The sequence below is a fragment of the Alteromonas sp. 14N.309.X.WAT.G.H12 genome (genome assembly GCF_036697315.1).
In the GTDB taxonomy this organism is placed as follows: Bacteria; Pseudomonadota; Gammaproteobacteria; order Enterobacterales; family Alteromonadaceae; genus Alteromonas.
The window spans coordinates 260,015-272,369 of the sequence record NZ_JBAHZB010000001.1; the positions used below are offsets into that span (position 1 = coordinate 260,015).

A 12,355-nucleotide genomic window follows, 5' to 3' on the forward strand; every position below is an offset into this window, starting at 1 on the left:
CCCAACATTTAATGTGATAATATCAAGTTAGAGTAATTGATAGGGATTTTGAATGGCTAAGCTAAAGCAATCAGGGACGATGCGTGACGTTGATAAAATGGCAGTTAATGCAAAATCTCTTGTCGAACTGTTGGCGTTAAAAGACATGCCTTTTCTCGTCAATAAAGTGTCTTATTTATCGGCGTCCACACCGTTAAATGACGTTTTATCATCCCTTGCCTCGGATCTGCTAAAAACTGCAGAAAAGATCATTGAGGTTGCTGGTGTGTTGAGCGGCGCTGAAGGTCATATCGTACCGGAAGTAACCAGTGTTAATAATGATTTACGAGAATTGTTTAAAGGTCACTATGACCCCGGCAGTAAATCGATAACTCTTTTTGGGGTCACCATCCGTAAAGGTGACCAATTACACCGTAAAACGCCATCCCAAATCAGTGACAGAGTGTATGAGGCCGCTTTTAGCAATTATGGCCCTGAGTTTGACTTTGAAGGGTTTCGTCAAATCACCAGGAAACTGCGTGCGCTCGACAAAAACACAATCCCAAGCCTTCAATCCCCTTTTAGCGAAAGAATGAACTACGTCGCTGTTTTAACTATGGCTGACAAATGGACCCCGTTTGTAGAGCGCCTAATGGACACCTGCCTTGATGTCCAAAATTTCAAAATGACCTTGGGTTCTGGACAGAAAGCGGAGTTCCTTGAACGTGTCTCATCGGGACGGGCGATGGTTGATGGTGTGGTGAAAACGTCCACGTACATTTCACGGGTAGACGGTGTACTGCAGATTTCATCAAAGCATAAAAACAACCCAGACCTACTGAAGAGAATAAACGCAATGTTGAAAGAGATCCCTTTTATTAAAGGTATTGAAATTGATCAAAGCATTCCTTTAGTTAAATTTCATGATGTCCTGGTTGAAATAAAGAAAATGAATTTGGACGTTCCGGATGCATTCGAATTAAAAGGTCGATTATTAGGTGGTTACGGTGTTTGTGGTCTGGCTGCATATGTGAATAACGATGGAGAGGAGTCCTATACCCCCTCACGAGGATTCGCTAATGCTAACCTAAAAATAGTAGCCTTTGACGTCGACCATCCCACCTCAATTGCTCATGAGATTACGCATTTTCAAGACCGTCCTATTTTGGACAAAGTAACAGGCATGGAGCAAAACGGGCTTAGAAATTATATCGCCGAGTATATGGCGGGAAAAATAGATAGATTAGCGTTTAGTTCAATGCTCGATGGTGTCGCGGGGGGAGCAGGGCTTTCTTCAACATTGCTAAGTGATAGGGAGATTATAGCGCGGGTAGGAGAAATTGGATTTCTACTCAACCGGCACCATTACCAAAATGGCGAATCGATCGAGAGCTTTGCCGAGCGGGTGCGTATTGCGGAAGTCAAAGAGAACGAGGACGATGATGAAAAGCTTGCGTTTGACATAAGGATGGTCTCGCCCATTGATGATTATTTAGGAACGAATTCACTTTATCAAAAACTCATTTATTTTGAGTTAGATAAGTGGAGTCCCGATGAGTTGGAAATGGTTCGTGATTACACTCATGACTATTTCTATAAACCGAATCCGGAAGTGTCCAGACGTTTAATGGAACGTTGGGAAAAGGGGGAGTTGTCTGCTCTTTCGTCAAACTACGTGAAGCGGCGAGGGAACAACAAAAAAGGGAGTTCCGTATCTACCCTTGAACTGGAAAAACAGTATGCGGTGTTAGCGAAACTTGAACAGAGCTCACTGCGTGCTTTTTACGAAAAAGGAAATGATACCGGCGTATTCCAAGAAGGTGAGCTTATTTCTTTGCTTCAGAATGCATTATTCCGATTGGGGGATAAAGGTACGGGGAAAAAGCCGGGAAGGCAAACCTACCCCTTATTTACTGGTCAAATATCAGCGTTGCTAGATTTAGTGGAACACGTTGAAGAGAAGCGCCCTATTGATGTTTTTCTAGGGCACCGAACCCTTGTTGATCATGCGAGAAGAAGTTTTGGGTTATTGGCCGAGGCTCTTCACCCGAGTGAGGCACACTTGGATTTACTGATGAAATCTATGGCAGTCAACACACTACGGTCATGGCCCGATGCTGGTAAAAAAGAACGCCCCCCATTGAACCACTACCAGGGTATCGCGTTACCGACGAGAGATGGGTTTCTCAATAGTGACTTGTACAAGCGTTACCGCGAGGTGTTAACGGCTTCTTATGAACAGGTAACATCTTTTTCTGACTCAATGGGCAGCATAACGCACTTGCCACTTGATGATCAGTACGTCATTGCCGCCATGCATTTTCTCGCGTACGCATCCAAAGAAATAAAGTTGGTAAGCGGACATCTTACTCCTGGTTATGTTGAGAGTGCGAGCACGCATCTTAAAGCGGTTAGGTTTAGTGAGCTCGGTGATGATGAATTGAGAAGATATATTTACTCTAAGCATGATGAAATCACTTCTTCCGGGTTCAACATTAGAGCGTATATGCCAGAAATGCTCGACCATGAGAGTGAAATTGCTATGGAGATGTTTCAGTCAGGGTTATTGGATACGCTGGGCATTACGGAAATGGAGGTCCATGATTATATCGATAATTTTGATGCACCAGAGAGCCTTAGCAGGGATGACACCTCTAAGCGATGGCGTTGGTCCAAGAACGTCACTCCCAATCCAATAGTCGAAGAACGCTTGAAGTGGTTTTTGGTTGGGCTGAGCCGCCACCCCGCACATCAAGGGACTCGTGACCGACGTTATCCTAGTAGACATATCCGTCATCCTAATTTTTATAGAGGGATTGAGGAGGATGGAGCGATGACCCCACTGACCGCCTTCTTGAACCTGGTCTACACAAAAGGCGAAAACGTGAGTGATCAGGTAGTGTCTTCTGCGTTAGAAAAAGTTTTAGCTAGCCAGAATGGGCTTCTGGACGCTATCTCAAAAAATACGATGGCGGAGATTGATGAGAAAAAGGCGAACGTGTTTTCTGACGGTTCTTTGGCAAACGTAATTGGAGAGCAATCCCCTTACTCTCTTTATTTGAGTCAGACGTATTTCAACGTTAAAACGGAGAGCGTAAAAGATGGGGTGACGTTTAGCTCACGATTTTCTGATGCGGGTTGTGACCTACTCAGAGCTGCCCTTGTCAATGAGTTTATGACTGCAGGTAAAAAAGGGGAACAATCGCGAACGAAAGCAGTGAAATTTAATAATTCATCAGAAATGGTGCTTACTACTTATCCACACGAAGATGGGTATGATGCTAAGGAACAAGGGGTCAGTATTGCGCTTTCCCTTGCTAAAAAACATGCGGCGGAAACGCCAGCGTTTAGCAAGGAGAATGTTTTGGGTTACGAGAACGCCCGTCAAGATTACGAAAACAGCCGAGTCTCAATTACTCGTTGGATACAGAACGCACGAGTGTCAGAGAATGTTGCTTCTGCGGTACTTCAAGGAATGGAAGCGTTTGGAAATGCGCATTTTGTATTCCCACAATATGAGGGAGTTAATTGGGATGCGTTGGTAACACCCGGAACGAGCGTACTTCTCTACGCAGTAGAGAGTGGTCTTCATGGAGGTGATTTCCGGCCTTATATCAATTCGGTATCTGAGGCGTTACTCAATCCTGATTCACCTGAGATAGAGCCTGTTTGTGTTCCGGAAATAACACCGGTGATGGAAGGTGAGGAGCGGCCAGTTCTTAAGAAAGAGCTCCCGACCGTCGATCCGAACGTTAATGTTCCTCCAGTTCGCAAAGATGGCGTTATCAGAAAGGAGAATCAATTGAGGATGTTTTGATTTTTAAGGATTTACCGCCGGCTATCGGCGGTACCCCTATTCAACCAGGAGATGTTTTTGATACAAGATTTCCAGCTTTACATCCCGACACATATTAATATCAAGTAAGCCATTTCTAACCTCTTTACTTAAGCTCATCTCAACTAATTTTATGATCATTTTATTATGAAGTTTACGTGCCCATGAAGAGTTTGAAGGTGGACCGATGACAGTTTTACCGTTGGTCTCAATAAATCCTTCTCGACGCAACGTTTCAGTAATCTCTCGCATGGTCTGATTGATGTAAGAGATCGTAGCCATTTTAGAACCAATCATGTTGCAGTATCGCTCATAAAGGTAATTAGGAATGGTAATGTTCTTTTGCGCGGCCGTCGCGTTAATGTCGATTGATCCTGTACTGTATTCGTTAACTGCCGTGCTAGTCTCATCAAGGAGTTTTCCAAGAAGGACATTTTGGATACGAACGGATTTATCTCGTTTCCCCCCGCTGCTGATTTCTAACTTGGCATAGACCTCCCGAGCGGTATCTTTAATCATAACCCGGGTGGCTTCTAAGTATCCGTCAATATGACTATTTAACGCCTCAGACTCATCAGAAATACCGAGTTTCTGTAGTGTTCTCGCCTTGGCTAAGTAGTATAAAATGGCAGGCATCGAGAAAGAATTAGATCCTCGCCCAGGCAGAGTGAAAGGTAAAGCGATGGTTGACGACAATGGGCTCGTCGCTTCCCCAATTTTATTTAATGTAAGCATTTTGTTTGTGGACACTCTATTCACCGATTAGTAATTTGGTTATATTGAATATTAGAATATATTTTCGTTTAAATCAAACTGATTTTAAAATATAATGAAGCAATGCTAATCAAGGAAACGCATCATCGTGATAAAAATAAATAACACTGCCATTAAAGTCCCAATGCCTGAATTGAAGTTCAGAAAAAGACACCAGGGTGTCTTTAAAACTATGCATGACCGTGGTTGTTCGAATGTTGTTTCTATTATCGCCGCCAACAGGACGACAGATATTTCCGCGCGAGCTTATCAGGATCTTGTAAAACCCTCAATTGGCGATATGGACCTCTGGAAGCTCAAAGATATTGATATTGCCGCAGATAGAATTTTGAAAGCGAAAAGAGCCGGCGAACACATCGCTTTGGTGACGGATTTTGATGTCGATGGCATATCCAGCGCTGTTGTCATGAGATTAGCACTCGTAGAATACATGGGGTTTGACGAAGATAAAGTTAAGATCCGGGTTAACTACCGGATGAAGCTTGGGTATGGGTTTTCTCTTCCTGCGATGGAGGCCATGTTTGAGAATTCAGGAGACAATCCACCAACCTTAGTTATAACCGCCGATCAAGGCTCTAACGATTCAGAGACGGTGCGTGTCTACAAAGAACGAATGGCTGAACTTGGCTATGAGCATGCTGATGTTATCGTGACCGACCACCACCATATTGATGAGGGAAACATGTGTCCAGAAGCCCTGGCCTTCGTTAATCCTCAAAGGCCGGATGATGACTTTGAGGACCCCACTATCTGTGGATGCATGGTTGCACTGTTAGTGATGTCAGCAGCGCGCGCTCACATGGTCTCTGAGGGGGAGCTTCCTTCGGAGGCCCCTAACCTAGGCTCACTACTAATGTACGCGTGTTTGGCGACAGTTGCAGACTGCGTCTCGTTGAAGAGCGGTATAAATCGTTTCGTTATTCGCCGTGGGTTAAAAGATATTAATAATGAAGTTATCCCAGCGTGGCATGTGTTAAAGCGTAAAGTGGGGAAGCCAGCAGATATGCTGACCGCGCAAGACCTGGCTTTCAAATTAGGTCCCGCAATCAACGCTGACTCAAGGACTGGTGGTGACGGCAGTAATGCTGTGAATTTTTTGATGTCAAAAACCATTGAAGAAGCTAATTATTACTATGAACAGCTTAATGTGAAAAATAACCGGCGAAAAGATATAGAGCTCGCCATGCTGGAGGCGGCGTTAGAGGATGCTTCTGTACAGTACTATGAAAAAGGGATGCGGGGATTGTCTGTTTATTTGCCGAACGGCTCTCATGGGATCCATGGAATAGTAGCCAGTAGAATAAAAGAGCGCTTTAATTGTCCCGCTATCGTGTTTAGTCCATCCGACAGAAAAGAGACGGATTCACCGGGACGGCATATTTCTGGTTCGGGACGGTGTATCGATAGACTGAGTATAGTAGACATCGTCAAGAAGAAAGTAGAGCCGCTTTGCCCTTCTATCAAGTCAGGTGGTCACCCTGCCGCGATGGGGTTAACGATAGAGTTGCAGCAATTCTCACTCTTCCAAGAGCTGTTTGATCGGTCAGTTAAAGAGGACGCCAAAGATGCCGGAATGGACGATGGCGACTTTTATCCAAGGGTAATGGTTGACCATTTAATTAAAGATGGCAGCTTGCAGATTTTAAACGGCCTAACACTACTTAATGAGCAGAAGAAACTTGAACCTTATGGTCAACGTTTTGAAGCGCCTATTTTTGCTATTAACGGTAAGTTTTCTCGTGCGCAGGCGACAAGGACCGGTGAGCATATGACGGTATTTTTTATCGACAGCTTGGGGAATGAGCATTCGGCGATGTGTTTCTTTCACGCTAGGCAACCATGGTTGAGTATCATGGAAGTGGGTCAGGAATACACTTTTGCTGTGACGGTTAATTATGATAAATTCAAGAAAAAAATGGGGATGCTTATTGAAGGGATAAGCGAGGGCTTTAACAACATTTCTCGTTAATCAAAGAATGCCTGCCTCGGCAAGCCATCGGGCGGCAGCACATCAAGCTGTGCGCCGGGCCCCCTCCCCACCTTTAGATGTGATGGGAATAGCTCCTTTTAAGTATTTTAGCTTACCACGTTGGAATAATAACACTTTGTCACGGCCAGAACGCTTCGCTTCATACATCGCCTTGTCTGCTAATTGAAAGACGTGCACTCCCCTTTTGTCGTTCTGTGTGAAAGAGGCCAGTCCGGCGCTGAAGGTTACCTTGATTGTCTTCTTCTCGCTGACAAAAAAGGGCGTCGTCACCATTTTCTTGCGTGCTAACTCAGCGAATTTTGCCATTTCCTTTAGTGGCATATTTTTGTAAGTAAGCACAAACTCCTCTCCTCCGTAACGATAGAGCTCAACCTTTTGTTGAAGATGCGCGCCCTTAATGAGCTGCTTTAAGAGTTCGGCGACGTTTTTTAATATTTTGTCGCCGGCGGCATGACCATAAGTGTCATTAATGTTTTTAAAATGGTCGATATCTATGACGCAAAGGCCAAAGCGTTCCAGTTCTTTGTCATCAAGTTGGCTCAGCTGCGGTTCGAGGATTTTCATGCTTTGGGTGTATGAGAAACGATTAGGGATCTCGGTCAATTGATCTGTCATTGCTAAAGCGGTAGCCGACTCTACAAGTTTCGTTAGCTTTTTTTGCTCCTCTAGGGACGCCGCATACCGTTGAGACTGTGTCCGCACTTCTGATTCAAGGCTGCTCAACGCACGCTGCTGTTGCCGGATGTGAGCCTCATGACTTGAGATGATTTTCGTAAAGTTTAGGTTAAGTGATTCGAGATTGTGCGAAACCAACTTTTTCAGCTTTTCCGGATCCGTTTCAGCGTCAGACGCGTCTTTGAAATGGTCTAACATTTCCAAAAAACCCTTCGTTTCACCGTTGGTCTTTTCAGTGAATGTGGTGTTACCTAAGAGCGTTGACTTAAGTGATGAATGGATATTCTTTAGGTGTAAGTGAAATCTCTTTAGATATTCGGCTTCAGCCTGCTCTCGTAGACCTTGAATAATTGTCACTTCACGAGTGGTGGACTCCATGACATCAAGGGCTTCGAAAAAGTCAACATTCGACATCTGGTTAAGCGCTGTCGCTTTTTGTAGATTTGCTTCAATAATACCTCGCCCAGGGTACGTTAAATTTATCCGCTTAAGAAGAGGTATGAGTGATTTGATTATTTTTTTACTCGACCAAGATATATCTCCGGCAATAATGTTGCCGGACTGTTGTTGTATATGTTTATGCGTTTCTCCGACAACGACAGCGGATGACTCTCGGAATTTGATAGACTCATCGGCAAAGCAGCGACAAAGTAAGCCTAGAGAGGATAATGCCTCTGTTGGAGAGGAGCATTTATCGACGTCCAAAGCATCCAGTTGCTTCCTTTGTTCCACAGAAAGGTGTTTAGATGCCGTAATTTTATTCAGAATAGATTTAATTTCTGCTGCGGCAATCCTGTATTCCCGGCTTCGCAGATCTTTTTCTTGAATGAGGTAACGACCTAACCGGTTCATTTCTTGGGTGACCGCATCATCACTAATGTCTCGGTTTGCAATGCGTTTTTTTAGGCTTTCAATAAATTGGCGACATTCAGGATGAACCGCTGACAAAGAGGTAAGCATCGCAGTCTGTGCGTTAAGCCAATTTTGACGCATCGTCGATGCGGAGGTGTGTTGAGTGTCCATTGCAGTCTACGCCGCGCCGTTGACGAGATTTATTTTGCGAACGAGAAAGCGCGATAATGTATCAATGTCAACGCCGGTTTGGGTTTGAAAGCTCATAAATTTATTCAACTCGTCTTTATATAGCGAGCTCGCGATAAAGTAGAAAAAAAGCGTAGCCATTTCCCAGTTTGGGGAGTTCCATGTTTCTTGTTTATCAAGCTCGATAGTTGAGTGCTTGTTTTTTGAAATCAGGTATTCATGCGCAAATGAAGTGATGATGTTGATGGCAATAAAATGCCAAAAAGACCAGCGCCTATTCTTTTTTATGTCTGAATGAATGAAATTCATTAACTTTTCGAGTGTAGGAAGGCTTTTTTTGAGCGATTTGGCTTTCCCTACGAGTTTGAAGTCATCATATTGATTGTATATGACATCCATCAAGACAGAGCAAGCGTTTAACGTGTCTCTGAGATCTGGAATGTAGCGAGGTACCACGTCGTGCTCATGGATTGCGATTTCTTTTTCGATGAGTTGCGAGAAGCTTCTTAAGTCAGCCATATTAAAATCCTTTTTAATTTTAGTCATTATACATTCGGAAACCACCCTCCTTCAACTAATGCTGGGTGGTTTTATGTAAAAAACAGTTTACACAAAACCCACTTAGGATTAATATAACCTAATATAAACATGAATTGACCGGCTTCCCATGCTGATATATAGTTGAACAAGATCCCCAAAAAAATGATATACAATCATTAATAGGTGTTCTCATGGAAAGGAAATTTTATGGATGATTTTTACGCCAGAAAGCCGTGCAAAGGGATGTGCTTGCAGATCGACATCGGGGTCTGTATGGGGGTTTGCGGGACGGATGATGATTATGCTCAGAGAGTCTACGACGCGCATAAGCTCAATGCTAAAAACAAGGGGCTTCCCTGGGAACCGATTCCCGATTTCGAAAAATCATTGCCGCAACACGAACTTGGCATTCCTATTGAAAACACACGCTCGAACGGGGTTCGTCGTTAACTACAAGGACTTCTGATGCCGACTCGTAAGAATGAAAATAAAAAGCGTGTTCAAATCACATTAGCCAAAACCCTTGCTGAAAGGTTGATGTTCTTGCGTAACTTTACACATAGAAAGGTTAATTTAAATGCAAGATTACAAGGGAAGATTCGGCACCTTGTTGAAGAGGTGGAGGTGGAATTGGGGGTTGATTATAAAACATGGTCGACAGCCCGACGCTGCCCCGCATGTGAGAGTGGAATCGTATACTTAAAGCGTTCCAGTCGTTCTGAATTTTATGGGTGTAGTCGCTACCCAGCATGTAAACATACCGAAAACAAACCAAGGAAGGGTTAATTTTTATGATGAAAAAGATTAAGGAACGACTGCTGTCTCCATCAAAGATAGCAGTAAAAGATATTGTGCTAAGCGAAAGAAAGATCGGCCTGGTATCTGGGGTTTTTATTGATAATATCGCAGACAAGGAGAATCCTATTTCCGTACCTGTTTCTTATATTGAACGCAGAGAAATTGTGGTGTTTGCGCCGGTCAGTTTAACGTTCATTGAAAGCGTCAAAGAGGTCGATTTAGTCCTGCTTATCCCATCGCAAGATACTGATTGCGATTCAGGCAAACCAAAGCTAGCCAAGTTATCAGCCACTTTTAAGTACTTTCGCGACTACGAAATGGACCAGTTTGAAGAGGGAACGCAAAGGCGTTTCGCGCACTTTGAAATTGCCGGCGGTTATGATCCTCAAGAAGTGGAACAGGTCCAGAAGACGATTGCGTTACGATTGAAGGTAGGCAGTATCATGCCGGGTAAAATGACATTTGAGGTATAGCGCTTGAACCGCAGTGGTGTAGTCAAGAAAGTAAAGTGGTTGAATGAAAAAAACGACTTTGCAGTGATTGAAATGCTGGATACCCAAACCGGAAAGCGGTTTATTGCTGTGGGTAAAATGGGGCCACAATATGCGGGTCACAAGCTAAACATGGTTGGGAAGGAGGTTCCGAACCCCCGTGGCGGCGGAATGAATTTTGAAGTTCATCATTACGAAGTAATGCCGCCTGATACGGCTGAGGGAATTTACCTGTTTCTCGCCTCGGGAATTTTTAAGGGTATAACGAAGCGTATTGCTAGATACCTTGTTGATACATACAAAGAACAAACCCTCACTCTTCTCAATCATGATATCAACATACTGACCATGGTGCCTGGGGTAGGCGTAAAGACCTTCATAAAAATACGTGAATCGTATCAAGATGCTTTGCCACAACAAGAAAAAATGACGATTCTCCAAAACAGGTACCGGTTTACGTTTACAGAGTCATTATCAATAATTAAGCAAGCGCCAGAAAATGCTTTGCTGATTTTGGAAAGAGCCCCCTACTCCCTTTATCGAAAAATAAGCAATAAAGTTAATTTTGTTTTGTTTGATAGGGCCATCCTTGGTCAGGGGTGGTCGCCGTTGGACCCAGTCCGTATTCGCGAAGTGATTATGCACCAGATGAAGTCCGGGAGTAATGACGGGCATACACTTAATTCGTACCAGTCGGTTCTCAAGAATGCACTTGGGTATCTTAATATCGATAAATACCTTGTCGAAAACGAAATTAACTACATGATAGAACGCCGCCGTATCTATGTAACGGAAACGCAGAGAGGCCCTCTGCTTCAATCGCAGTGGTTTTATGCTGCGGAGAAAGAAATCGCGAATCGATTAAGCCTATTGATTGAGATGCCCGCCGAAAAAGAACTGTCTTTTGATGCGAGTGATGAACGTCTGCTCAAGCTTAAATCGCACCAAAGAAGGGCTGTTGTTGCGCCGTTTAAGCACAAGGTTTCGATTATTACGGGACGTCCAGGTGCGGGGAAAACGACATTGCTTCGAACTATTTTAGACTTGATCGAAGATCAGAACTTGAATGTGTTGGCTATCTCGCCTACCGGGAAGGCATCCCAGAGATTGCGTGAAGTGACAGGGCGTGAATGCTCTACGATCCACAGAGCTCTTGGTGCTACCCATCAGTCCGACGAATTTCTTTTTAATGACATCAACCCCCTGTCGGTCGACGTCGTTCTTGTTGATGAAATGTCTATGTTGGACACTCTGATTTTCCGGTCACTTTTGAGGGCTATCCCTCAAGCCGCACGACTTATAATGATTGGGGATGTTGAGCAGTTACCATCGGTTCAAGCTGGGGCTGTGTTTCGTGATTTAATTGACAGCAATACCTTGCCCGTATATTGGTTAACAGAAGTGCTGAGGATCAAGAAAGAGGATGGAACGCTCCCTACCCCTCTGCATATCTCCAATGGGATCCGGGAAGGGAAGTTTTACGACGTTCCCAATGATGACGAATGGTCTTATTACCCCACTCGAAATGACGATGAGTCCCGCGAACGCCTAACAGGCTTAATCGGTGAGTTGAAGTCACAAGGGCTTTCCTTCCAAGACGTACAGGTATTTTCGCCAACGAACAAAGGTTCTTTGGGGGTGGCAGAACTAAATGGCATTGTGAAATCTTGCTTCAAGCCACACGGGCAAAATCATATCGAAGAGAATGACAAAATCATGCAGACCGTAAACGACTACGACATGGATGTTTATAACGGCGATGTCGGTATCGTAAGAAGCGTCTATGACGAAGATGAACGCGTGTCAAAAGACGACCCTGTCATGCTTGCTGACATGACAGGGAGATTGGTTGAATACACGAAAAAAGACCTCTACAACCTGACGTTGGCGTATGCGATATCTGGACATAAATCACAGGGTTCTGAATACCCCCATGTCATCATTATGATACCAGAACATCATTTTAGTTTGATGGATCGGTATTGGCTATATACCTTAGTCACTCGGTGCCAAGTAAAAGCACACATGATTGGCAACGATCGTGTTATCAAAAAAATTGTAAAAAGCCGCCGCTCACATCAAAGAAACACGTTACTGAAAGAACAGATATGGCGTTTTATTCCACTGGATACGCATAAAAGCGCGGCGCAGGCATAATTTATGATATAATTTATTGATGGAACGCGTAGTTTTGCATGGAGGCAATGGTGGACGTAGGATCACGGGTCGGGC

At 44.0% G+C, this 12,355-nt stretch carries 9 protein-coding genes; 6 read left to right on the forward strand and 3 right to left on the reverse strand.

From position 1 onward, the window contains the following. Positions 1-52: 52 nt before the first annotated feature. Positions 53-3,796, forward strand: coding sequence for a hypothetical protein (locus V5298_RS01150; protein WP_332929622.1), 3,744 nt, complete (start codon positions 53-55; stop codon positions 3,794-3,796). A gap of 36 nt (positions 3,797-3,832) precedes the next feature. On the opposite strand, the gene V5298_RS01155 is transcribed toward V5298_RS01150, so the two are convergent. Then, on the reverse strand, positions 3,833-4,564 hold the full coding sequence (locus V5298_RS01155; RefSeq protein ID WP_332929623.1) for a hypothetical protein: 732 nt from the start codon (positions 4,562-4,564) through the stop codon (positions 3,833-3,835). A 112-nt stretch (positions 4,565-4,676) separates the two neighbouring features. Here V5298_RS01155 and V5298_RS01160 point away from each other — a divergent pair, with 112 nt between their 5' ends. Then, complete coding sequence (locus tag V5298_RS01160) at positions 4,677-6,557, forward strand: single-stranded-DNA-specific exonuclease RecJ (RefSeq protein ID WP_332929624.1); 1,881 nt, start codon at positions 4,677-4,679, stop codon at positions 6,555-6,557. Positions 6,558-6,599: 42 nt separating this feature from the next. Here the strand turns inward: V5298_RS01160 and V5298_RS01165 are convergent, their stop codons facing one another. Next, positions 6,600-8,276: a GGDEF domain-containing protein gene (locus V5298_RS01165; RefSeq protein ID WP_332929625.1), complete on the reverse strand. Its 1,677-nt coding sequence runs from the start codon at positions 8,274-8,276 to the stop codon at positions 6,600-6,602. A 6-nt stretch (positions 8,277-8,282) separates the two neighbouring features. Beyond that, positions 8,283-8,813, reverse strand: coding sequence for a hypothetical protein (locus tag V5298_RS01170; protein ID WP_332929626.1), 531 nt, complete (start codon positions 8,811-8,813; stop codon positions 8,283-8,285). 228 nt (positions 8,814-9,041) lie between these two features. On the opposite strand from V5298_RS01170, the gene V5298_RS01175 reads away from it, so the two are divergent. From V5298_RS01175 to V5298_RS01185, 4 genes are all read left to right on the forward strand, one after another. Beyond that, positions 9,042-9,284 carry a hypothetical protein gene (locus V5298_RS01175; protein WP_332929627.1) on the forward strand — a complete coding sequence of 81 codons (243 nt, stop codon included), beginning with the start codon at positions 9,042-9,044 and terminating at the stop codon, positions 9,282-9,284. Between the two features lie 87 nt (positions 9,285-9,371). Then, positions 9,372-9,620, forward strand: coding sequence for a topoisomerase DNA-binding C4 zinc finger domain-containing protein (locus V5298_RS21005; protein ID WP_416351132.1), 249 nt, complete (start codon positions 9,372-9,374; stop codon positions 9,618-9,620). Between the two features lie 5 nt (positions 9,621-9,625). After that, a complete protein-coding gene (locus V5298_RS01180; RefSeq protein ID WP_332929628.1) occupies positions 9,626-10,105 on the forward strand; it encodes a hypothetical protein in 480 nt (159 codons plus the stop codon). A gap of 3 nt (positions 10,106-10,108) precedes the next feature. Next, positions 10,109-12,280, forward strand: coding sequence for an AAA family ATPase (locus V5298_RS01185; protein ID WP_332929629.1), 2,172 nt, complete (start codon positions 10,109-10,111; stop codon positions 12,278-12,280). Positions 12,281-12,355: the final 75 nt, after the last annotated feature.